Origin of the sequence: Methylocella tundrae (genome assembly GCF_038024855.1) — a bacterium.
Lineage (GTDB): Bacteria > Pseudomonadota > Alphaproteobacteria > Rhizobiales > Beijerinckiaceae > Methylocapsa > Methylocapsa tundrae.
The window spans coordinates 1,959,523-1,981,326 of sequence record NZ_CP139089.1 but is presented as its reverse complement, the minus strand read 5'-3'; the positions used below and the strand labels follow the sequence as shown (position 1 = coordinate 1,981,326).

At 62.5% G+C, this 21,804-nt stretch carries 18 protein-coding genes, 1 tRNA gene and 1 pseudogene; 13 read left to right on the top strand and 7 right to left on the bottom strand.

Features of this window, described 5'->3' with window-relative positions; translation table 11 throughout:
- Window positions 1–31: 31 nt before the first annotated feature.
- From SIN04_RS11500 to SIN04_RS11470, 7 genes are all read left to right on the top strand, one after another.
- On the top strand, window positions 32–1,285 hold the full coding sequence (locus SIN04_RS11500) for an urea ABC transporter substrate-binding protein (protein WP_341263921.1): 1,254 nt from the start codon (window positions 32–34) through the stop codon (window positions 1,283–1,285).
- Between the two features lie 2 nt (window positions 1,286–1,287).
- The gene (gene urtB, locus SIN04_RS11495; RefSeq protein WP_134489290.1) at window positions 1,288–2,901 is read left to right on the top strand and encodes an urea ABC transporter permease subunit UrtB; all 1,614 of its coding nucleotides are present in this window, start codon (window positions 1,288–1,290) and stop codon (window positions 2,899–2,901) included.
- Window positions 2,898–3,992 carry an urea ABC transporter permease subunit UrtC gene (gene urtC / locus SIN04_RS11490; RefSeq protein ID WP_134489288.1) on the top strand — a complete coding sequence of 365 codons (1,095 nt, stop codon included), beginning with the start codon at window positions 2,898–2,900 and terminating at the stop codon, window positions 3,990–3,992. The genes urtB and urtC overlap by 4 nt, the downstream gene beginning before the upstream one ends.
- Window positions 3,992–4,720 (top strand): urea ABC transporter ATP-binding protein UrtD, encoded by a 729-nt coding sequence (gene urtD, locus SIN04_RS11485; protein WP_134489286.1) that lies wholly within the window; start codon window positions 3,992–3,994, stop codon window positions 4,718–4,720. The genes urtC and urtD overlap by 1 nt, the downstream gene beginning before the upstream one ends.
- A gap of 2 nt (window positions 4,721–4,722) precedes the next feature.
- Entirely contained in the window at window positions 4,723–5,415 is a 693-nt protein-coding gene (gene urtE / locus SIN04_RS11480) for an urea ABC transporter ATP-binding subunit UrtE (protein ID WP_423135975.1), read from the top strand.
- Window positions 5,416–5,447: 32 nt separating this feature from the next.
- Complete coding sequence (locus SIN04_RS11475) at window positions 5,448–6,386, top strand: acetamidase/formamidase family protein (RefSeq protein ID WP_174512521.1); 939 nt, start codon at window positions 5,448–5,450, stop codon at window positions 6,384–6,386.
- A 149-nt stretch (window positions 6,387–6,535) separates the two neighbouring features.
- Entirely contained in the window at window positions 6,536–7,534 is a 999-nt protein-coding gene (locus tag SIN04_RS11470) for a formamidase (protein WP_134489279.1), read from the top strand.
- 4 nt (window positions 7,535–7,538) lie between these two features.
- Here SIN04_RS11470 and SIN04_RS11465 read toward each other — a convergent pair.
- Window positions 7,539–7,724: pseudogene (locus SIN04_RS11465) on the bottom strand (IS3 family transposase); the annotation flags it as partial.
- Window positions 7,725–7,963: 239 nt separating this feature from the next.
- Here SIN04_RS11465 and urtA point away from each other — a divergent pair.
- Complete coding sequence (urtA, locus tag SIN04_RS11460; protein ID WP_244605963.1) at window positions 7,964–9,157, top strand: urea ABC transporter substrate-binding protein; 1,194 nt, start codon at window positions 7,964–7,966, stop codon at window positions 9,155–9,157.
- A gap of 311 nt (window positions 9,158–9,468) precedes the next feature.
- Window positions 9,469–10,977, top strand: a complete 1,509-nt coding sequence (locus SIN04_RS11455; RefSeq protein WP_244605962.1) for an amidase — start codon at window positions 9,469–9,471, stop codon at window positions 10,975–10,977.
- A 274-nt stretch (window positions 10,978–11,251) separates the two neighbouring features.
- On the opposite strand, the gene SIN04_RS11450 is transcribed toward SIN04_RS11455, so the two are convergent.
- Genes SIN04_RS11450 through SIN04_RS11440 form a run of 3 tightly spaced genes read right to left on the bottom strand, consistent with a single transcriptional unit; the run spans window position 11,252 to window position 14,192 of the window.
- On the bottom strand, window positions 11,252–12,052 hold the full coding sequence (locus SIN04_RS11450; RefSeq protein WP_134489273.1) for an ABC transporter ATP-binding protein: 801 nt from the start codon (window positions 12,050–12,052) through the stop codon (window positions 11,252–11,254).
- Complete coding sequence (locus SIN04_RS11445; RefSeq protein WP_341263919.1) at window positions 12,049–13,107, bottom strand: iron ABC transporter permease; 1,059 nt, start codon at window positions 13,105–13,107, stop codon at window positions 12,049–12,051. The genes SIN04_RS11450 and SIN04_RS11445 overlap by 4 nt, the downstream gene beginning before the upstream one ends.
- Window positions 13,108–13,139: 32 nt before the next feature.
- Window positions 13,140–14,192 carry an ABC transporter substrate-binding protein gene (locus SIN04_RS11440; RefSeq protein ID WP_341263918.1) on the bottom strand — a complete coding sequence of 351 codons (1,053 nt, stop codon included), beginning with the start codon at window positions 14,190–14,192 and terminating at the stop codon, window positions 13,140–13,142.
- 265 nt (window positions 14,193–14,457) lie between these two features.
- Here SIN04_RS11440 and SIN04_RS11435 point away from each other — a divergent pair, with 265 nt between their 5' ends.
- On the top strand, window positions 14,458–16,755 hold the full coding sequence (locus SIN04_RS11435; protein ID WP_341263917.1) for a TonB-dependent receptor: 2,298 nt from the start codon (window positions 14,458–14,460) through the stop codon (window positions 16,753–16,755).
- A gap of 543 nt (window positions 16,756–17,298) precedes the next feature.
- Here the strand turns inward: SIN04_RS11435 and SIN04_RS20265 are convergent.
- From SIN04_RS20265 to SIN04_RS11420, 3 genes are all read right to left on the bottom strand, one after another.
- Window positions 17,299–17,418, bottom strand: a complete 120-nt coding sequence (locus tag SIN04_RS20265; protein ID WP_423135974.1) for a DUF6538 domain-containing protein — start codon at window positions 17,416–17,418, stop codon at window positions 17,299–17,301.
- A gap of 80 nt (window positions 17,419–17,498) precedes the next feature.
- A tRNA-Thr gene (locus tag SIN04_RS11425) sits at window positions 17,499–17,573 on the bottom strand.
- A 198-nt stretch (window positions 17,574–17,771) separates the two neighbouring features.
- Complete coding sequence (locus tag SIN04_RS11420; protein WP_166795916.1) at window positions 17,772–17,951, bottom strand: hypothetical protein; 180 nt, start codon at window positions 17,949–17,951, stop codon at window positions 17,772–17,774.
- 72 nt (window positions 17,952–18,023) lie between these two features.
- Between SIN04_RS11420 and murA the strand changes: the two genes are divergently transcribed.
- From murA to SIN04_RS11405, 3 genes are all read left to right on the top strand, one after another.
- Entirely contained in the window at window positions 18,024–19,319 is a 1,296-nt protein-coding gene (gene murA, locus SIN04_RS11415; RefSeq protein WP_134489265.1) for a UDP-N-acetylglucosamine 1-carboxyvinyltransferase, read from the top strand.
- Window positions 19,320–19,373: 54 nt separating this feature from the next.
- Window positions 19,374–19,838 (top strand): DUF2948 family protein, encoded by a 465-nt coding sequence (locus SIN04_RS11410; protein WP_134489263.1) that lies wholly within the window; start codon window positions 19,374–19,376, stop codon window positions 19,836–19,838.
- A 68-nt stretch (window positions 19,839–19,906) separates the two neighbouring features.
- Window positions 19,907–21,721, top strand: a complete 1,815-nt coding sequence (locus SIN04_RS11405) for an aminopeptidase P family protein (protein ID WP_134492463.1) — start codon at window positions 19,907–19,909, stop codon at window positions 21,719–21,721.
- Window positions 21,722–21,804: the final 83 nt, after the last annotated feature.

The following is a 21,804-nucleotide window of genomic DNA, read 5'->3' as shown; positions in this document are numbered from 1 at the left end:
ACGCCCGCTTCTGCAATAAAGGGTGTGGTCCATGAGCGGGTTTTCACGGCGTTCGTTCCTTCAGGCGACCGGTCTTGCCACTGCGGCCCTCGCCACGCCGATAGGTATGCCCGCGATCATCCGCTCCGCGCGCGCGGCAAGCGGCCCCGTCAAACTCGGCTGTTTGTTCTCCTCCTCCGGCACCATGGCCAATATTGAGGGGCGGCTGAACTATGTCGTCCGCATGGCCGCCGACGAGATCAACGCCAAAGGCGGCGTGAACGGCCGAACGATCGAGGTCGCAGTATCCGATCCGGCTTCCGACTGGCCCCTCTACGCCCAGATCGGCAAGCAGATGCTGGAGCAGGAGAAGGTCGCGGCGCTCTTTGGTTGTTGGACGTCGGTGTCGCGCAAATCGGTGTTGCCGGTCGTCGAGCAGGCGGACGGCTTGCTGTTCTATCCGCTTCATTTCGAAGGCGAGGAGAATTCCAAGAACGTCGTCTACGTGAATTCGCCGCCGGCGAGTTCCGTCCTGCCTGCCGTCGATTATTTGATGGGCGACGACGGCGTGAGCGCCAAGCGCTTCTTCATGCTGGGTTCCGATTACGTTTGGCCCCGCACCATCAACAAGCTGCTCAAAGGTTACTGGAAGTCCAAGGGCATTCCAGAAATCGCCTTGAAGGAAGAGTATGTCCCGCTCGGATTTTCCAACTTCCAGACTCTTGTCAATCAAATCCGGGCCTTCGCGGACCAGGGCGGCGGCAAGCCGATTGTCGTCCTGACGGTGGTTGGCTCGTCCATCCCGGATTTTCTGCGTGAGTTCGCCAACCAGGGCATCAGGGCGACCGACATTCCGGTGCTGGGGCTCGATATGGTGGAAGCCGACCTCGAAGGACTCAACACGGAGCCGCTCGTCGGCCATCTCAACTGCTGGGCCTACCTTCAGAACGCCAAAGGCGCCGCCAACAAGGCCTTTCTCAAGCAATGGGCCGATTATGTGAAAGCCAAAGGCGTGCCCTTCAAAGGCAATGTGGCGATTGACCCGATGGTGTCCGCTTATGATTCCGTGCATTTGTGGGCGATGGCCGCCGCCAAGGCCGGCTCCTTCGACGTGCCTGAAGTGCGCAAGGCCTTCGCGGGGCTCAGCTTTGATTGTCCGTCCGGATATAAGATCGCGATGACGGCTGAGAATAATTACGTGTCGCGCGGCGTCTTCATCGGCTCAGTGAACGAGCAACAGGGGTTTGACGTGCTCTGGCAGTCTAAAAACACCCCCAAGCCTGTCCCGTTCGGCCTCCAGGGATAGCGATGCCGCGTTTGTTGGTTGTCTTATGCCTTGCTGCGACGATGGCGACGTCCCTGTCCCTTCACGCGGCGGATGCGGCGCGGCCCGCCCTGATCGCGGGACTTTGCGGGGAGGCCGCTACGCTTGGCGAGGCCGGGAACGCCCTCGTTCGGTTGGCGGCGGATGGCTCGGACGACGATCGGAACTGGGCGGCGCCGATAGCCCGCTCCGTCCTCGACCATAAATTCGCCTGCGACGCCACCGGAGCCATTGTGACCGTCGGCGGCGCATCGCTTGACGCCCTGACCCGCGCGCCGCGGGAGCCGGGCGAGGATGCGCATGCGCCCGTGCTCAACCTGAAGAACAGGGCCGTATTCGAGACTGCCGAGGCGGCCCTCGCCCTGCGCGTCACGCCCGACGCAACACGGCGGAGCGCGGCGCTGCAAAGGCTGGAGCGCAAGGCTGCGAGCTTGCCCGAAAGCCTTTTCGATGGAGCCGCGAAGGCCGAGACCGATCCTGCGCTGAAACAGCAGATTGTTGCGGTCGCGCAAGCGGCGGCTCTGAATTCGGTTGATCCGGCAAAGCGGATCGCGGCTCTCGCTCAGATCGCCGGAAACGCGAACGGCCGCGCCCTGACGCAGGTAGTGGCGCTGAAAAGCGATCCGGCCTACGCGGCGAATCCGGAGTTCAAACGCGCCGTCGACGCCGCGACCGCGAAAATCTCACGCGGCGTGGCGATCGGCAATGTGCTTGCAACCCTTTATAATGGCTTGAGCTTTGCCAGCATTCTGTTCATGGCGGCGATCGGCCTCGCCGTGATCTTCGGCCTGATGGGCGTGATCAATCTGGCTCAGGGCGAATTTATCATGATCGGCGCCTATGTGACCTGGCTGGTGCAGGAGGCATTACAGCGCCTCGCGCCCGGCCTCGTCGACTACTATCTCATCCTGGCCATTCCGGTTGCTTTTCTGGCGACCGCGGCAATTGGCGTTGCGATTGAGGCCGCGCTGCTTCGCCACCTCTACCGGCGCCCGCTCATGAGTCTTCTCGCCACCTGGGCCGTCAGCCTCTTCCTCGTCAATCTGGTCCGGGTCACCTTCGGCACGCAAAACCTGCAATTCGTGACCCCCTTCTATGTCACGGGCGGCGTCCCGGTTATCGGAGATTTCATCTTCACGTGGAACCGCATGTTCGCCATCGTCTTCGCGATTTTGACGCTGGCCTTGACCCTGGGGATCGTGCGCCTGACGCCGCTCGGGCTCAACATTCGCGCGGTCACGCAGAACCGGACCATGGCCGGTTGCATCGGCATTCCGGTGCGGCGGGTGGATATGCTGGCCTTTGGCCTCGGCTCGGGCCTGGCCGGCCTTGCGGGCCTCGCGCTGGCGCCGGTCTATAGCGTCAATCCTCTGATGGGACAGAATTTCATCATCGACAGCTTCATGGTGGTCGTGCTTGGCGGCGTCGGCGCCATCGCCGGCACGGTCGTGGCCGCGCTCGGGATCGGGCAGATCAATGTGCTGATCGAGCCGCTTTGGGGCGCCGTCGCCGCCAAGGTCATCGTGTTGTTGATGATCATCGGCTTCCTGCAATGGCGCCCTGAAGGTCTCTTCGCCATCAAGGGGCGCCGCAAATGAAACCCTGGACGTCGGATCGGCCGCTTCTCTTGCTGCTTGCGTTCATCGTGGCGGTTGCGATCCTGCTCGTCATCTCGGCTGTGAGCTCTGTCGGCGTTTCCGCCTACATGGCGAATGCGATCGGCCAGCTCGCATCCTTCGCGGTGCTTGCCCTCTCGCTTGACCTCATCTGGGGCTATCTCGGCATATTGTCGCTCGGGCAAGGCCTGTTCTTTGGCGTCGGCGGCTACGCGGTCGCTATGTATCTTCTGAAACATTCGTTCGAGGTCACCGGCAAGACGCCCGACTTTATGCAGTTCATGGGTTGGAAGGAATTGCCGTTCTACTGGGCGGGCTTCGGGTTCTTCCCTTACGCGCTGCTTGCGGCGGCGGTCGTGACGCTGCTGATCGCCGGCGCGTTCGGCTATATGTCCTTCCGGTCTCGCGTCGGCGGCGTCTATTTCGCCATCATTACGCAGGCGCTCGTCTATGTCGCGATGCTGCTGATGTTCCGCAACGATACGGGCTTTGGCGGCAACAATGGAATGACTGGCTTTTCGGTCATTTTCGGCTGGCCGATTGGCGCAAATGGCGTCGTTATCGCAATGTCGATCGTCTCCGTTCTGGCGCTCGGAATGACGCTGCTCGGCTGCCGCATGTTGCTTGGCAGCCGTTTCGGCGCGCTCATGCTGGCGGCGCGCGACGATGAAGTCCGGCTGCGCACCCTTGGCTACGACACGCTTCGTCTGAAGCTGGCGGTGTGGTGTCTCGCTGCGCTCATCGCCGCCCTGGCCGGCATTCTATACGTGCCGCAGGTCGGCATCATCAATCCGCGCCTCCTCGCGCCGGACCTCTCTCTTGAAATCGCCGTCTGGGTCGCGATAGGCGGGCGCGGGCATCTGATCGGCGCGGTGATCGGCGCGCTCCTCGTCAATGCCTTGAAATTCTGGCTTTCGACCGCGGCGCCGGAACTGTGGCCCTTCATCCTGTCGGCGCTCATCGTTCTGGTGGTGCTGGTCTTTCCGAACGGTCTCGTCGATCTTGCCAAGATGAGGCTCGTGCGCCCGATGGGACCGAAGCGGATGGCGGCCGGCGCGCGGGAACTGTTCTGATGTCCGGCGCCGCGCTTCTCATTGACGCCGTCACCGTGGAGTTCGGCAGCTTCCGCGCCATCGACGCGCTGTCGCTCGCCATCGATTACGGCGAGGTTCGCGCGATCATCGGACCGAACGGCGCCGGCAAGACGACCCTGCTCGACGTCATCTCCGGCATCACGCGGCCGAAGCAAGGCGCGGTGCTGTTCGACGATTCAACCGACATCACGCGCGCGAGCGAGTCGGAGATTGCGCGAGCCGGCGTCCGGCGAAAATTCCAGAAGCCAAGCGTCTTCGAGGGGCTTAGCGTTCGCCAGCATATCGCCATCGGCGCGGAGGCCGGCTATCGCCGCACGCTCTCCGAAAGCCTCCTCAACGAACGCATAACGGAGATTCTCGAAGCCATCGGCCTTGCAAATGTGGCCCAGCGTTCCGCGTCCGAGCTCGCGCATGGGCAAAAGCAATGGCTCGAAATCGGCATGGTGCTGGCCTCAAATCCGAAAGTGCTGATGCTCGACGAACCGGTGGCCGGCCTCACCGATGAGGAAACCGAGCGCACGGCCACTCTCGTGCGCAGCTTGCGGCGTCCGGACCGCGCCATCGTGGTGGTCGAGCACGACATGGATTTCGTCGAGCGCATCGCCGATCGCGTCACCGTTCTGCATGAGGGGAAAACTCTGTTCGAAGGCTCCATGGCTAATGTGCGGGCGGATGAGCGCGTCGTCGAAGTCTATCTGGGGCGTTGAGCGTGCGATTTCGCGTTGAAAACCTCGATCAGCACTATGGCAGCGCACAGGTTCTGCGGCGCGTCGGGTTCGAGATCGAGCCGGGCGAGTGCCTTGCGGTGCTTGGCCGCAACGGGGCCGGCAAGACGACGCTGCTCAAATGTCTGACGGGCGTGCTGCCGACGACCCAGGGCCGAATTCTGGTCGACGACGCCGATATCACGCATTGGTCCACCCATCGGCGTTCGGCTTGCGGGATCGCCTATGTGCCGCAGGGACGCGAAATCTTTTCCGAACTGACCGTCGGGGAAAATGTCGAGGCGGCCGCCCGCGCGCATGGGACGTTCGGGACAGGTCTTATGGATGAAACCCTCGCCCTGTTCCCCGCGCTGAGGCAGATGTGGCGGCGGCCTGGCGGCGCGCTCTCCGGCGGACAACAGCAACAGCTTGCGATCGCCCGCGCGCTCATGACCAGGCCGTCGCTGCTGATCCTGGACGAGCCGACCGAGGGCATTCAGCCCAACATTGTGACGGCGATCAAGGATGTGCTCGGCGCCCTCAAAGGCAGGATCTCCCTGTTGCTCGTGGAGCAATACCTCGATTTTGCGATCAGCCTTGCTGACAGCATCGTGGTCCTGTCCCGCGGGACCGTGATCGAGGCCGGCCGCGCGGAGGCGATCAGCCGCGAACAACTCACGCGGCACATTGCCGTCTGACATCGAAAAACCTGAGAGTAACGGAGCCTTTTATGTCTCGACGCCACGAAATTCCCGCAACGCCCGAAAACATGGTGTGGGGCTATTTGGACAGCGCCACGAAGCCGGTGTTGGAAATCGCCTCGGGCGATGTGGTGACGCTTCATTCCTTCCCGGCCGGCGGCAAGGAATGCCTGCCGGAGGATCGGAGCCTTGTGCCGCCCGAGTACCTCGATGCGCTCGATACGCTTGTGCAGGGGCCGGGTCCCCATTTCATCACCGGGCCGGTCTACGTCAAGGGCGCCGAGCACGGAGACGTGCTTCAGGTCGACATTCTCGACGTCAAAGTGCGCCAGGACTGGGGCTTCGTATCGATCCTGCCTCTGCTCGGAACTTTGCCCGACGAATTCACTGATTATGAGACGATCCACCCGGTCGTCGATCATGCTCGCAACCTATGCGTCATGCCGTGGGGCGCGGAAATCCCGCTTGAGCCGTTCTTCGGCATCATCGCCACGGCGCCGCCGGCGGCCTGGGGCCGCTGCGGCTCGCCTGTGCCGCGCAGTTTTGGCGGCAACATGGACAACAAGGAGCTGCGGCCTGGGACCACACTCTATCTTCCTGTCTTCAACGAGGGCGCGTTGTTTTTTGCTGGCGACGGGCATGGCGTGCAGGGCGACGGCGAGGTTTGCATCACCGCGCTCGAGACCGGCGTCACCGGCAGTTTTCGCCTCACCGTCCGCAAGGACATGAAGCTCGCATGGCCTTTCGCGGAAAGCGCCACCCATCTGATGTCGATCGGCCTTGACGAGGATCTGGACGACGCCGCCAAACAGGCGGTGCGCGAGATGGTCAGCCATATTTGCGCCCGCACGAATCTGACCCGCAATCAAGCTTATATGCTTTGCTCGCTGGCGGGCAATCTGCGCGTGACGCAGCTTGTTGATGGCAACAAGGGCATCCACATGATGTTCCCGAAAGCCTATCTCTGAAACGCGGACGACGAAGTTCCAGCAGAGCGTCCGTGCAGGCATAACGCCCGCTGGCGCTCGACCGCACAGAGCTTCGTTACTGCGCGGCGAGACGCCTTGACGCGTTCGCTCGGGACCAGAACATACGCATCCTTGCAGGAGATGATCTAATGAGCACCAGCGGATTGGGCGGTCTGAACAAGTCGCCTCACGGCATCGTCATTGGTCTCGTTCAGTTGCAGAATCCGAATGTGGCGACGACGAGCGAACTCGCTGCGCAGACGGCGAGGATCGTCGAGATGGTCGGCAAGGCGCGGCGCAATAACCCGGCGATGGATCTCGTCGTGTTCCCCGAATATTCGCTGCACGGCCTCTCAATGAGCATTGACGACGCCATCATGTGTGAGCTCGAAGGCCCCGAGGTCGCCGCTTTCAAATCGGCATGCGTCGAGCACCGGATCTGGGGCTGCTTCTCGATCATGGAGCGCAATCCGCGCGGCAATCCGTACAACAGCGGCCTCATCATCGACGACCATGGCGAGATCAAGCTCTACTATCGCAAACTTCACCCCTGGGTGCCGGTCGAGCCCTGGGAGCCTGGCGACATCGGCGTGCCGGTCTGCGTCGGTCCCAAGGGCGCCATGCTGTCGCTGATCATTTGTCACGACGGCATGTTTCCGGAAATGGCTCGCGAAGCGGCATACAAAGGCGCCGAAGTCATTATCCGTACGGCGGGCTACACCGCGCCGATCCGGCACGCGTGGAAAATCACCAATCAATCGAACGCGTTTCAAAATCTTGCGCAAACCGCGAGCGTCTGTCTGTGCGGCTCCGACGGCGCCTTCGACTCGATGGGCGAAGGCATGTTCTGCGACTTCGATGGCACAGTGATGGTCGAAGGCAGTCATCGCCCCGACGAGATCATCACCTGCGAAATGCGGCCAGACCTCGTTCGCGAGGCGCGCGTCAACTGGGGCGTCGAGAACAATATCTATCAATTGGGGCATCGCGGCTACGTCGCGGTGAAGGGCGGTGCGCAGGACTGCCCATACACATTCATGCATGATATGGTGCGCGGCGAATATCGCTTGCCATGGGAAAAAGAGGTGCGCGTGACCGACGGCGCCTCCTGCGGATTTCCCGCGCCTGAACGCGAATATGGGGCATAGGCGTCGCATCCGCCAGGAGCCGCTTCGGGCGCGCATTATCGTCCTCAAGCCTCTTCACAGCCGCTTGGCCGCGGCGGCGTCCATGACGCTGTGCTTGCGGCACAGATCGGCCACCGGAACACCGGCCTCGTGCTCCTTGCAATATGATGACGATCTGCTCTTCGCTGGATGCTTGCGCTTCACGCGTCAATGCCGCCCGAACGGTTATCGACGAAGGCCCGCGTCGAGTTTGGCGATGGTCGTCACTTAAAACACTCAGAGGTAATGGAGCCAGGCACGGAATGTGCTTGTGTTTCGAACGACGTCAAGCGCCCGCGATCGTTCTCGCGGCCCACGTAACCATATATGTCGAGGTCTATCTTGTCTGAGAAAAAGTCCGGGGCAAACAATGACCCGAAGTTCGCCCAGCGCCGTCAGATCCTGAAGGGCATGGCGGCTCTTCCAATGTTTGGCCTGATTGCGCCGAAAGCCTTTGGCGCCGCGGAAACCAGCGCCGTCAACACCACCGGTCTGGCGGTCACTGACGATAGCGTCACGATCGGCATTCTGCATTCCTTGACCGGGACGATGGCGATTTCGGAAACCGGCGCGGTCGAGGCTGAGAAGCTCGCCGTCGCCGAGATCAACGCCAAAGGCGGCGTTCTTGGACGCCAGATCAAGCTCATCGTGGAAGATGGAGCGAGCGACTGGCCGACCTTCGCCGAGAAGGGAAGGAAGCTGCTCCAAAACGACAAATGCGCGATGGTCTGCGGCTGCTTTACCTCGGCGTCGCGCAAGGCGGTGCTGCCGGTCTTCGAGCAATATGACGGCCTGCTCTATTATCCGACGTTTTATGAAGGGCTCGAGCAATCGAAGAACGTCATCTACACGGGGCAGGAGGCGACGCAGCAGGTTCTTTCCAGCTTGAACTGGCTGGACAAAACCAAGGGCGCGAAGAGCTATTATTTTATTGGCTCGGACTACATCTGGCCGCGCACCGTCAACAAGATCGCGCGTAAGCACATTGAGAACGTGCTGAAAAAGGAAATCGTCGGCGAGGATTATTTTCCACTCGGAAACACGCAGTTCAATTCGGTCATCAACAAAATCAAGCTGAAGAAGCCGGATGTGATCTATGTGACCGTGGTCGGCGGATCCAACGTCGCGCTGTTCAAGCAATTGAAGGCGGCCGGCGTCGACTTCAGCAAACAGACGCTGATGACGATCGCCGTGACGGAGGACGAAATCAAGGGCATCGGCGCCGAAAATATCACCGGCGCTTATTCGTGCATGAAATATTTCCAGTCGATCGATACGCCCGCCAACAAGGCATTCGTCGCGGCCTACAAGAAAATGTGGGGACCGGACGCCGTGATCGGCGATCCGCAGCAGGCCGCCTACCTGATGCCATATCTGTGGAAACTGGCCGTCGAAAAAGCCAACAGCTTCGACGTGGATAAGGTGGTGGCGGCCTCGCCAGGGCTCGAATTCCCGGACGCCCCCGAGGGGCTGGTCCGCATTCACCCGAACCATCATCTGTGGTCGAAGGCCCGCGTCGCCAGGGCGCTGCCGGATGGACAGTTCGAGATCATTTACACCACGGATTTGATCGAGCCGAACCCGTTCCCCAAGGGCTATCAATAGCAGCTTTCGCGCGGCGGCCGGGGCTCGAGTCCTGGCCGTCGCCGTCCGCTGCGCGCCGAGGTGAAATCATCCTTGTGAGGTAGGATCTGGGGCCGTCCCAAAGAGCGGCGGCGCCAGCGCGGAACGATCGCCCTGGTCGTCGGGAGGCGCAATGCCGCCCTGATCTCACCATGCCTCGACGAGCTAGCGATGCTGGCTGTCATTTAGCGCCGAAATTTGGACGTCTTTCTCACATTCATCAACTGATTGGAGTCGCCGTGACATCAGATGCCTCAGCCCTTAAGAATGAATCCGCGATCGATCCCGTAGAAATGACCGTCGCCGATGTTCAGGCGGCTTTTTCGGACGGCAGCCTCACCTCGGAGGCTTTGACGCAGGCCTATCTCGACCGCATCGCGCTCTACAATCCGCGCTACGTCGCATTGATCACGATGAACCCTGACGCATTGAGCGATGCGCGCGCCATCGACAGGCGCCGCGCGGCGGGCGAAAAGCTCGGGCCTCTCGCCGGCGTCCCCGTTGTGGTCAAGGATACGATGGACATGGCCGGCCTCCCGAGCACTGGCGGCTGGCGGCTGCTGAGCGAGCGGGCCGGTGGGATCGACCTCATCCCAGCGACGGACTCGCCGGTTGTGGCCCGGATGCGGGCGGCGGGCGCCATCATTCTTGGCAAGACCAACGTTCCGGTGTTGAGCGCGACCGGAAGCCACGCCAGCGACAGTTGGGCTGGCGTAACTCTCAACGCGGTTGATCCAGGCCGCCTGCCGGGCGGCAGCAGCGCCGGGACGGCGACCGCGGTGGCTGGCAGTCTCGCCGTCCTGGGCCTCGCCGAGGAAACAGGCGGCTCGATCCAAAATCCAGCCTCGGCTCAGGATCTCGTGGGGATCAAACCCACCTTCGCCCTCGTTCCGAATGCGGGCGTCATGCCGCTCGCCGGCAGCACGCGCGACGTCGTGGGGCCAATCGCCCGTTGCGTGCGCGACGCCGCCCTGACGCTCGACATTTTGGCTGGGTTCACCGCCGAAGACCCGAAGACGGTTGCCGGAATCGGGCAAAGGCCGAAGGGCGGCTATGCCGCTGGTCTCGATGCGAATTCATTGCAAGGCAAGCGCCTTGGGCTTTACGGCCCCGGCTGGCGCGATCGCCCGCTCTCGGCGGAAGCTGCTGCGCTCTATCAGCGGGCGATCGGCGAACTCGAACGTCGCGGCGCGACGCTGGTCTCGGACCCCTTCAAGGGAACCGGCTTCGCCGACATCGGCCGCCCCGCCAAAGGCACCGATCATTTCGATCCGACCGGCATGGAATCCATACCCTACGATATGGACCGGTACCTCAAACGCATGGGACCAGATGTGGCGATCCCATCGTTCGAGGCCTTCGTCAAGGCCGTCGCGAGCGAAGATCCATTCGCGCCAACAGGCGTGCTGTTCTATATGAAGGATCAGCGGCAGCTCGCCGCGGGCCTTGCCGATCCTCTGGCGCCGCCGGACCTTTCCGATTTCATCACAGCCAAGGAAGCGTATCTCTCCATCTTCAATGACGTCATGGCCCGTGAAAAGCTTGATGGCCTCGTGTTTCCGCAAATGCGCGACGAACTGCCGCCTCTCATTGGCCCTGAGACGCTGCACGAAACCTCGGTCTGCGAGATCAACATCGCCGGTCTGCCCGGCGTTACCGTTCCCGCCGGCTATTACGCCTCCGGGGCGCCCTTTGGTCTGATCTTTATCGGACCGATGTGGAGCGAGGCGAGGCTGTTGTCCTTCGCCTACGACTATGAAAGCGCCACGATGCATCGCAGGACGCCAACTCTCAGCCAATAGGGCAGGGGCGCGGCCTCTGGCCTAGAGGGGCCGCGGATCCGGCGCTCACGTTCTTCGGCGGGTCCAGGCGCTCCGCCTTGCTCCCGCGCAGGAGGATTTCAGTGCGTGGCCAATTGGCGCGGATCGCCTGCAGGAGGCGGCGCAGGAAAAAGCCCGCTACGGTCTCCAGGGCAGCGAACCCTCGACCGTTAGGAGGATAACGCGGCATGCCATTGCCACAAGCGGACGGACTCCGGTGGGCTGCAGTTCCGGTTGCGGCCTTCGCCGCCGGGTTCTATGTCGGCCGCTGGAGGCCGCCGGCCGCGACGAACAGGCCGGGAAGCGCCGACGCCGCGACTCTCACCCCGTAGAGATCGAAGATCGATTTTGGCGTCAGCGTTTCCGCCGGCCGGCCCTGCCGCAGAACGACGCCGTCCTTCAACAGGACGACGCGCGTCGCGGAGGCGAGCGCGTGGTCTGGGTGATGCGTCGTCATTAACACGCCATAGCCATCGGCGGCGAGCTGCTGCAGCTGCCGTAGCAGCTCGATCTGACGGCCAAAGTCGAGCGCTGCGGCCGGCTCGTCGAGCACGAGCATGGGCGCGCCCTGCGCAAGCGCGCGGGCGATCAGCACCATCTGCCGCTCGCCGCCTGAAAGCTCGGTGTAGCGCCGCCGCGCCAGATGGCCGACGCCGAGTCTCTCAAACGCCGCGGCGACGCAGGCGTGATCAGACGCGCCCGGCGCCCGGAACAGGCCGTTTTCGGCGAGGCGTCCGAGCATCACGACGTCGCGCGCCTCATAGGGAAATGGCGCAACGTGAGCCTGTGGCACATAGGCGAGACGGCGCGCGATCTCCCGCCGCGTCAGTCCAGAGATCGCGCGGCCGTCGAGAAAAATCTCGCCGCTAGCGGGCGAGAGCAGGCCGAGCGCCAGCCGCAGCAAAGTGCTCTTGCCGGCGCCGTTGCCGCCGAGCAATGCGACGATCTCCGAGCGGCCGACGTCCAGGCTGAGGCCCTTGAGGATAGCGTGCCCGCGATAGGAAAAGGCGACGCCGCGCAATTGCAGAAACGGCGGCGTCATTGCCTCGACGCTCAAAGCCAGCTCTTGCGGGCGCGCGAAAGCAAGAGCAGGAAGGCCGGAATGCCAAGAAGCTCGGTCAGGATGCCGATCGGAATCTCGATGCGTCCGACCGAGCGCGAAACAGCGTCGGCGGCGAGCAGGAAGATCGCGCCCAAAGCAGCGCTCGCCGGCATCAGGCGACCATTCGCCGGGCCGACGACGAGACGCGCCAGATGGGGGACGAGCAGGCCGATCCAGCCGATCATTCCAGCGGTCGAGACGGCGAGCGCGCAGATGAGCGTCGCCGCGGCGATGACGCCGTAGCGCAACAGACCGACTGGAACGCCCAGCGTCCTGGCTTCGTCATCCCCCATTGAGAGCGCGTCGAGACCTCGCCCGCAGGCGGTCAGCACGGCGAGGCCAAGCGCCATCGGCGGCGCGACGAGGGCGAGCTGCGCCAGATCGGCCGAGGCGAGGCTCCCCATCAGCCAGTAGATGATTACCGGCAGCTGATTATACGGGTCGGCCACAAATTTGACGATCGTCAGCAGCGCCGTGAACAGGGCGCCGCTGATCAATCCGCCGAGAACCAACATGATCGTTGACGCCGGGCCGGCCAGATTGGCGATGCCGACGCCGAGCGCGGCCGCCGCGAGGCCGCCGGCGAATCCGGCGATCTGGAGGGTCAGCCAGTCGCCGCCAAGCAACAGACCCGCCACCGCCCCGAACGCCGCCCCGCTCAAAACGCCCAGAATGTCGGGGGAGACGAGAGGGTTGCGAAACGCCGCCTGATAGGCGCCCCCGGATGCGGCGAGGGCCGCGCCGATCAGACAGGCGGCCAGGATGCGCGGCAGCCGGATCTGAACGATCACATTGTAGAGAAAATCATAGTCAGCCGCAGGCAGGTGAATGAGGCCCGCGGAGGCGAGAACAAGGCGGCCGACGTCCATCAGGCCGACAGGGGCGCGGCCGATGGCGAGGGCGCCCGAGGCCGCCAGCGCGACTGCGCCGATGAGAGTGGCGGCAAACAGGCTCCCCGACGCGAGCGACCACGCTTTTGCGAGCCTTATGCCTGCGGAAATGTCTGACACCTCGCTCCTTCCCGCGCCATGCGCATGGCAGGCTAATTCAACAACCGGTCGAGATCGGCGTCGTCAAGATCGACATTGAAAAAAAGCCTGTAGAATTTCTTCGTTTCATCACGGACGTCGAGCGGGAAGGCGTCGGGGTAAAAGCGGTGCGCCAGAAATTGCGCGCCGAGCGCCTGCATATAGCCCGGAGGCCGGTCGATCCAGTTGAACGGCAGGCGGGGAATGCGCACGATCCCGCCATCACCCGCCGCTTTCACGGCGCGCCAGCGCGGGTCGGCCGCCGCGCGTCCGGCGAACGCCTCTTCCGCCGTGACGATGACGTCCGGCGCCCAGGAGATGATCTCCTCCAGGCTGACATGTTCAAGCCCGACCAGTTCGGCCTGTTTGCAGTGGTAGACATTGTCGCCACCGGCACGCCTGATCGCCTCGGCATGGATCGACAAGTCGCAATCGGTCGCAAGACCGTCCGGCGATTCGGCGTAATAGACCTTGACCCGCGGCGGCTTCAGCGCTGCGACATGGGCGTCGAGCCGGGCGAGCGCCGCGCTCACATAACCCGCGAGCGCGCCGGCGCGCGTCGGCGCGCTCAGGATCTCGCCCATCAGGGCGAAGGCCTTCGGATAGTCGGCGAGTGTATCGATCTTCATGAGGACGAGCGGCACGCCCGCCTCGGCGAAGCGCTTTTCGAGCGGCGCGCCTTCAAGGAACGTGTTGGCCCAGGCGACGACGACGTCGGGCTTTAGCGCGAGCAGCGCCTCAAGGCCGGTCTGCTGGCCATGTCCCATCATATTGCCGAGCACTGGAAGGTCGCGCGCGTCCGGCGCTATGAATCGCGCTCTATCGCCCGGGCGCGGCAGATAGGGCGGAAAATTCCAGCCGAGCAGCGTCTTGGGATCGACCGCATAGACGACGAGCGCAACCGGCGGGGCGGTTGCATAGACGCGCTCGACCCGTTCCGGCAGGACGACGCGCCGGCCGGTCATGTCGACGATTTCGCGCGCCGTAGCCGGCGCTGCAAAAAACGCCGCCAGAAGCGCCGCTTCGAGCGCGAACCAGGCTTTGCGGGAGCCTCTGAAGATGGCCATCGTCTTATCGTTCCTTCGAGCCTGAAGCCGGCTTTAAGCCTGCAAAAGCAATGGGCCGCTTCAAGAGGAGCAGATCAAAAACTGCGACTATAATGCAACACTTACGCTTGAAGGGCGCGGGAGCGGTCAAATCGTTTTGCTCTCAGCGCGAGCCGTGCTGTATATTAATATATATAGCAATCCACGACGGGCAAGCTGAATCGCGGACGCATCGGAGCGGACCGCATGACGCTCGCCTTTTGTCCCGACGTCGAAGGTCGAAAAGATGGGCAGTTCGCAAAAATCTCGTAAAGCGCTTCTTATCCTCTCCTCTGCGGTTTCTTGCCTCGCGCTCGAGGCCCACGCGCAATCGGCCAATCCCGATCAGGCTGTCGTTTTATCGACCGTCAATGTCGAGGCCTTGAGCGCGCAAACGCCGGACACGGTGGCGGCGAAGAACACGCCGGCGACGGTTTATGAAGTCGGTCCGACCATCATCGACATCCTCAATCCGGGCGGGGCGGCCAACCCCTATCGCGCGGTTTCGATCCTGCCCTCGGTCGACGCGCCGGCTCTCGACCCTTATGGCCTTTCCAATATTCCGGGCGGCAACAAGGGGTTTCGGGTGCGCGGCGAACTGCCGCAACATGGCTCGAGCAACATCACTTTCGATGGCGTTCCGCTCGCCGGCGTCAACCCCGGGGCGGGAGCGCAATGGCTGTTCGCGACCGAAAACATCAAGGCGATCGAACTCTATCAGGGACCGGTCGCATCCGACGTCAATTCCTTCTTCACTAACGCCGGCGTCGTCAATTCGCTGCTGCGCTGGCCCGAAACAAAGCCCGGCGCGGAATTCTCGCAAGGCTTTGGCTCCTATAATTTCCTGCGCAGCTTCTCCCGCGTCGATACGGGTCTGTTGTTCAACGGCACGACCAACGCCTTTGTTTCAGGATCCTGGACGGACGCCGACAACTGGCGTAGCCCCGGCAAGGCGGCCGACAATAATTTCAATGTCGCGGCGGGCCTCCATACACAAATCGAGGCCTTCGACGCCAAGCTTTTCTTCTCCTACAACAGCATGCGTCAGAATACGCTGCCGGCGCTGACCTATGCTCAGGTCAAAAATCTCGGGGCCAACAATTATTTCGGCTATTCGACGAGCCCTTTTGCGCTCGCCAATTACTACAAGAACGTCCGCCAGAATTTCAACGACTGGGCGCTTCTCGGCGAATTCACCTATGCGCTCTCGGATTCCGCAAAGATTGTGCTGAAGCCGTTTTACACAAATGAACAGGGCAATTACTGGGACCCTCTCGCCAATGGCCGCATACGCAACTGGATCATCGATCACGACTGGTATGGGCTCACGGCCGAAATTCAGGGCCGCGTCGCAGATACCGAAATGAAGCTCGGATATTGGTGGACGTCGCTCGGCTTGCCGGGGCCGCCGACGGCGTGGCGGACCTATGCGCCGACGACGAGCGGCTCCCTTGTCGGCCCGATGTGGATGTTGCTTGCGCAGGAGACGAGCCGCAACCAGTTCCAGAGCGTCTACGCGACGATGGAGAAACGGCTCGGCGATCTGCGCCTTGAATTCGGCAGCCGCTATGTCTGGAACGACATGCCCGGCGTCAACGCCTACTCTGGCGCCGGAGTTGGCGGACTCTCCTATGACGCGGCGCTTGCGGCTTCGCCAGGAGTTATTGCCGCGAACAGCGTAACAAGCCACACCACAGGCGCTTTCCTGCCCTTCATGGCGGCGAGCTACGATCTGACCAGCGAGCTGCAATTGCGGGCGAGCGCCGGCGCCAATTATGGCGGACCCTCTTACGACGCTTTTCCCGTCTATCAGACGAACGCCGCCGCCTTTGCGGCGAAGGGGATCACCGCCAATCAGCTGTGGCAGCAGATCAAGCTCGAAACGTCGGCGGCGCTCGACGCAGGCCTGCGCTGGACCCATGAAGTTTCCGGCCTCGGCGTCTTCTCGATCGAGCCGACGGGCTATGTTTCGCGCAACTACAACAAAGGCGTCACCTACGATCCGGGCATCGGCATCCAATATGCCCAGAATGTCGGCCAGTCGCTCGCCTATGGCGCGCAATTGCTCGGTCGCTGGAAGCCGATCGAGACGCTCGATATTTTCGCCTCCATGTCCTATGACCGGAACGTCTTCGTCTCCAATCTGCCGGTGCTGGCCGGCGCATCGGCGGCGACTTACGCTGGCGCCAATGTCACGGGGACGCAGCTCCCGGACGTGCCGGAATGGACCGCGGCGCTTGGCGGCACATGGCGCTACGGGAATTTTGCCTTCGCGCCCGTCGCCAATTTCACGGGCTCGCGCTGGGGCGATACGACTCGCACGCAATATCTTTCGGGCTATGCGACGGTTGACCTCAACTTCGCCTATCAGTTCCAGCTTCCGGCCGCCACGCTCGAGGCGAGCCTCACAATCAGCAATCTCCTCAACGCGCAATACATCGGATTTATCAATAATTCCTACTTTCAGCAGTCGTCTCTGACCAACGCCTTCTACTATCCGGGGGCGCCGCGCGCGGCCCTAGGCAAGATCGCCATGAAGTTCTGACAGGCTCTGGCGCAAATGTTCCGAAGGCGCGGCGCCAGCTGTGCAGACTCGAATCAAATCAAGCAGGGGAATGGCATTCAAGATTTGGGGCGCGTCGACCTTGGCCCCTGAAATGCTCTCGGTTTGAATTGGACTCCGTCGAAAGGAGATGGAGATGAAGAACCAGTCCAGCGGGAACAGATCAACACGGCGCCGACAAAGCCAGTCGGGAATTGCGGTAGTGGAGGGCGCCGCAAGCATGGAATCCACGATAGGATGTTACGCAGATGGCCGTCCCGCTATGGCGGGATGGAAGCGTCGGACGTCCGCCCACTGAAAAGTCTCGAGGATGAAAACGCCCAGCTGAAAAAACTGCGCGCGGAACCAATGCCTTACGCGGCCGGAGGCTTTGGCCAGAAACTTCGGACGCCTCGACGGCGGAGAGCGTTCGTGACGAAGATTCGGCGACCGTCGAGTTCGCCGAGTCTTCGCCAAGAACGCGAACCGCCCCGATCGCCCAGTCATCGGCGTTCGGGTTTTTGGCTTGGTCGAGGATGGATTGAACTAGCCGAGGGCGGCGCGAAGCTCAGTTTTGCCGACGATAGGACGAAGGGCGAGCGGGACGACTGTTCGCGCCCAAAAGTTTCCGTTCCGCTCGACCAGATTTCTTGTTTTATCAGTCATTTCCGCGCCAACTTTGTAACATCAGAATGGACGGAAACGACTGATTTGCAAGATGTTTTAGAGATATCAAGGAGATAGAATGGTGCTGCGAGAGAGGATTGAACTCTCGACCTCTCCCTTACCAAGGGAGTGCTCTACCACTGAGCTACCGCAGCCGACGCCTCTCAGGGCGGGATGGGAGGCGTATGTGCCATAGGCGCGGCAGATAGGCAAGCCAGATCGGGCTATGCCAGCAGGAAGCTTGTCTCACCCGCCGCGCCGCTCTAAAAGCACTGGATGACGGCGGCTTGAGCCGGGCCGGGCCTTGAAACAAGGATGAGAAGATGGGAAGTTCCCGCTTCGACGCTTCCGCTTCACACGAGGGGCGAGATGCGCTTGCCGACCGCAAACAGGCCGAGCAGGAGCGCCTCGCGGCGGCGCTGCGGGCCAATTTGAGCCGGCGCAAGGCGCAGAGCCGGGATCGCCGAAAGAATCAAGCCGTGGGAGAAACGCTGGAAGGCGCGCCCGCCGGTGGAGCGCGAGACGTCGCTCAAGGCGGCAATCCAGCTGAAAAAGACTGATTCAGCGCGCGCAATGTTCCAACGGGGTTGGAAAATGGGGGATTGATGGATCGCATTCGCATCGTCGGCGGCCAAACGCTGAACGGCGTCATTCAAATTTCGGGCGCCAAGAACGCGGCCTTGCCGCTGATGATCGCTTCTCTGCTCACCGCGGAGACTTTGACTCTCGACAACGTTCCAAACCTCGCCGACGTCAGCATGCTGCTGCGCATTCTCGGCCATCACGGCGTCGATCATTCCATCGACGGCCGGCGATTCGGCGCCGCGCCAAATGCCAGCCGCCCGATTCATCTGACCGCCCGCGACATCGTGGATACGATGGCCCCTTACGAACTCGTCTCGAAAATGCGGGCGAGCTTCTGGGTCATCGCGCCATTGCTCGCCCGTATGGGAGAGGCCAAGGTTTCGCTGCCCGGCGGCTGCGCCATCGGCACGCGGCCGGTTGATCTCCTCATCATGGCGTTGGAAAAGCTTGGCGCGAGCTTAGAGATCGAAGCCGGCTACGTTCACGCCAAGGCGCCTAAGGGCCTCAAGGGCGCGACGATCGATTTTCCTAAAGTGACGGTCGGGGGCACGCATACGGCGCTGATGGCGGCCTCGCTCGCGCATGGCCACACTCTGCTCGTCAACGCGGCGCGCGAACCGGAGATCGTCGATCTGGCTGATTGTCTCATCAAGATGGGCGCGAAGATCAAAGGCGCCGGACAGTCGCTCGTCGAGATCGAGGGCGTCGGCAGCCTTAACGGCGCGAGCCATCGCGTCCTGCCCGATCGGATCGAAGCCGGAACCTACGCCATTGCCGCGGCCATGGCCGGCGGCGACGTCATGCTGGAAGGCGCCGAGGCCGGCCTTCTCCAGAGCGCGCTCGACGCCATCGAGCAGGCGGGCGCCAATGTCGCCGTGACGAATGAAGGAATAAGGGTCCGGCGCAATGGCGCGGGGATCATGCCGGTCGACATCACCACCGCGCCCTTTCCGGGTTTTCCGACCGATCTGCAGGCGCAGTTCATGGCCTTGATGACAAAGGCTAAGGGCAGCTCCAAAATCACCGAGACAATTTTTGAAAATCGCTTCATGCATGTGCAGGAGCTGGCGCGCCTTGGCGCCCATATCAAGCTCGACGGCGACGTCGCCCTGGTCGAGGGCGTCGAGCACCTTCAGGGCGCCCCTGTCATGGCGACCGATCTGCGCGCTTCAGTGTCGCTGGTCATAGCCGCGCTGGCGGCGGAAGGCGAGACCATGGTGAATCGCGTCTACCATCTTGATCGTGGCTTCGAGCATCTCGAGAACAAGCTCGGCGGCTGCGGCGCGATGATCGAGCGTCTGTCGAATCCGGCTTGACGCCGGACCGTTCGCAACCCAGATGCTTAGATAATACATCCACGGGATATTTCGATGAGCGAGACCGCGGCGCTTCAGCAGCTTCGCCTGGTCGCATTCGACCAGGAAGATCTCGAAGTCATATCGGCCAATCTGCAGGATGCTCTCGTGCAGGTCGGCGACATGGCGTTTCTCGCCGACTCTAAGCAGTTCGCTTTTCTTGCGGCGCGTTTCGATTGGGTGAAGGCTGCGACGGGCTGCTTGGAGCGTTGCCGCACAGGGCTCCATTTCGAGCGCGTTCTGAAGGTGTCGTGCGCGGGCTTCGCGCAGCGCGACAAAACGCGTATCCTGAACCTGCTCAGCATCGGCTTCAGGGAGACCGCCGCGCCGGGCGGCGAGATTGATCTCATCTTTTCAGGCGGCTGCGCGCTCCGGCTCCAGGTGGAATGCCTCGAAGCGCGTCTGCGCGACCGCGATGAGCGTTGGAAGGCGAAGGCGCTGCCTGGCCATCCCTGCAATCAGGAACCCCGTTCTGAGTGAACATTGCCGCCGGGGTTTCGAGCGCCAGCGGGTTGCGGCGCGGCGGACTTGCCCCTACTCTGGCCGCCATGTTCGAAAGTCTTTTTCAATCCTTTGAGGATCAGGCCGACGCCTCACAAACGTTGGCTCGGGTGGCGGCGCTGCGCGCCCAATTGCGGCGCCTCGGCCTCGACGGGTTTATCGTTCCGCGGGCTGATCGGCATCAGAACGAATATGTCGATTCATCAGAAGAGCGGCTCGCATGGCTGTCCGGCTTCACCGGCTCGGCGGGACTTGCCGTCGTTCTGCGCGATCGGGCCGCGGTTTTCGTCGATGGCCGCTATACGCTTGCGGTGATGGATCAGGTCGATCTCTCCGTTTTCGAGCCGGTCGCGTTGGCCAAGGCGACGCCGTCGGCATGGCTCGAAGAGAATCTGCGTCGCGGCTCCCGGATAGGCTACGACCCCTGGCTCCATACGCCGGGCCAGGTCGAGCGTTTCGCCAAGGCGGTTGAGGCGGCGGGCGGCGCCTTGATCCCAGTCGAACGCAATCCCATTGACGTCATCTGGGCGGACCGGCCCGCGCCGCCGCTCGGCAAGATCACTCTACATGCGCGCAAGCATGCCGGCGAGACGGCGGCGCGAAAACTTGCCCGCGTAGCGGCGGTTCTCGCAGGTAATGATCTCCTCGTCGTAAGCGATCCGCACTCCGTCGCCTGGGTTTTCAATATTCGCGGCCAGGACGTTTCGCACACGCCTTTGCCGCTTGCCCACGCGCTGATTTTCAAGACTGGCAAGCCGCGCCTCTACGTGGATGCGCGCAAGCTTGGCGAGAAGCTGCGCGGAACGCTCTCCCAACTCGCCGATCTGAAAGAGCCGCGGCATCTCGAACATGATCTCGAGGAGCTTGGCCGCAAAGGCAAGAAGGTGTTGTTCGACGCGGCGACGGCGTCGTCCAGGCTGGTCGGAATCGTCAAGGCCGCGGGTGGGGTCTGCGACATCGGCTCCGATCCCATCGCGCTGATGAAAGCCCGCAAGAACGCCGCCGAGATTGCCGGCGCGCGCGCGGCGCACATAAGGGATGGCGTAGCCTTTGTGCGCTTTCTGCATTGGTTTGCGCAAAATGCGCCCGCGGGGAAGCTTACGGAGATTGATGCGGCGCAAGCGCTTGAAACGTTCCGGCGCGAAACCGGCAAGCTGAAGGATGTGTCCTTTCCCTCCATCGCCGCCGCGGGCGCGAACGCCGCCATTCCGCATTATCGCGTTACGATCAAAACCAATGCGCGCATCCGTAATGGCATTTTCCTGATCGATTCAGGCGGCCAGTACGAAGACGGCACGACGGACATCACGCGCACGCTCGCGGTCGGGCGTCCCACCGCCAAGATGCGCGACCGCTTTACGCGCGTCCTCAAGGGTCATATCGCGATCGCGCGCGCGGTCTTCCCCAAAGGCACGTCGGGCGCGCAGATCGACGCTTTGGCGCGGCTGCCCCTGTGGCGCGCGGGCCTCGATTTTGACCATGGCACAGGGCATGGCGTCGGCTCCTATCTGTCCGTGCATGAGGGGCCGCAGCGCATCTCAAAGCTCGGTTCGACGCCCCTTGAGCCTGGGATGATTTTGTCGGACGAGCCCGGCTATTATTGCGCCGGGCATTGGGGCATCCGCATCGAGAATCTCGTCGTCGTCGAGCCGAGAAGCATCAATGGCGCCGAACTCGAAATGAACGGATTTGAAACCCTGACGCTGGCCCCGATCGACCTCGAGCTGATCGAACCGAACCTTCTCGACGCGGACGAGATTGCTTGGCTCAACGCCTATCATGCGCGCGTGCGGCATGAGCTTTCGCCGCTGCTCGAGCCGGGCGCGCGGCGCTGGCTGGCCAAAGCGACAAAGCGGATATGACGCCTTTCATTTCAAATTGACAGCAACGGCTTTTTCTTCATCTGTTCCAGATCCAAATGCGCCGCGCCCTTTCCGCTTGACGC

Coding starts and splice junctions, on each gene's coding strand:
- SIN04_RS11500 (WP_341263921.1), top strand. CDS start 32: ATGAGCGGGTTTTCACGGCGTTCGTTCCTTCAGGCGACCGGTCTTGCC.
- urtB (WP_134489290.1), top strand. CDS start 1,288: ATGCCGCGTTTGTTGGTTGTCTTATGCCTTGCTGCGACGATGGCGACG.
- urtC (WP_134489288.1), top strand. CDS start 2,898: ATGAAACCCTGGACGTCGGATCGGCCGCTTCTCTTGCTGCTTGCGTTC.
- urtD (WP_134489286.1), top strand. CDS start 3,992: ATGTCCGGCGCCGCGCTTCTCATTGACGCCGTCACCGTGGAGTTCGGC.
- SIN04_RS11475 (WP_174512521.1), top strand. CDS start 5,448: ATGTCTCGACGCCACGAAATTCCCGCAACGCCCGAAAACATGGTGTGG.
- SIN04_RS11470 (WP_134489279.1), top strand. CDS start 6,536: ATGAGCACCAGCGGATTGGGCGGTCTGAACAAGTCGCCTCACGGCATC.
- urtA (WP_244605963.1), top strand. CDS start 7,964: ATGGCGGCTCTTCCAATGTTTGGCCTGATTGCGCCGAAAGCCTTTGGC.
- SIN04_RS11455 (WP_244605962.1), top strand. CDS start 9,469: ATGACCGTCGCCGATGTTCAGGCGGCTTTTTCGGACGGCAGCCTCACC.
- SIN04_RS11440 (WP_341263918.1), bottom strand. CDS start 14,192: ATGGCCATCTTCAGAGGCTCCCGCAAAGCCTGGTTCGCGCTCGAAGCG.
- SIN04_RS11435 (WP_341263917.1), top strand. CDS start 14,458: ATGGGCAGTTCGCAAAAATCTCGTAAAGCGCTTCTTATCCTCTCCTCT.
- SIN04_RS20265 (WP_423135974.1), bottom strand. CDS start 17,418: ATGACTGATAAAACAAGAAATCTGGTCGAGCGGAACGGAAACTTTTGG.
- murA (WP_134489265.1), top strand. CDS start 18,024: ATGGATCGCATTCGCATCGTCGGCGGCCAAACGCTGAACGGCGTCATT.
- SIN04_RS11410 (WP_134489263.1), top strand. CDS start 19,374: ATGAGCGAGACCGCGGCGCTTCAGCAGCTTCGCCTGGTCGCATTCGAC.
- SIN04_RS11405 (WP_134492463.1), top strand. CDS start 19,907: ATGTTCGAAAGTCTTTTTCAATCCTTTGAGGATCAGGCCGACGCCTCA.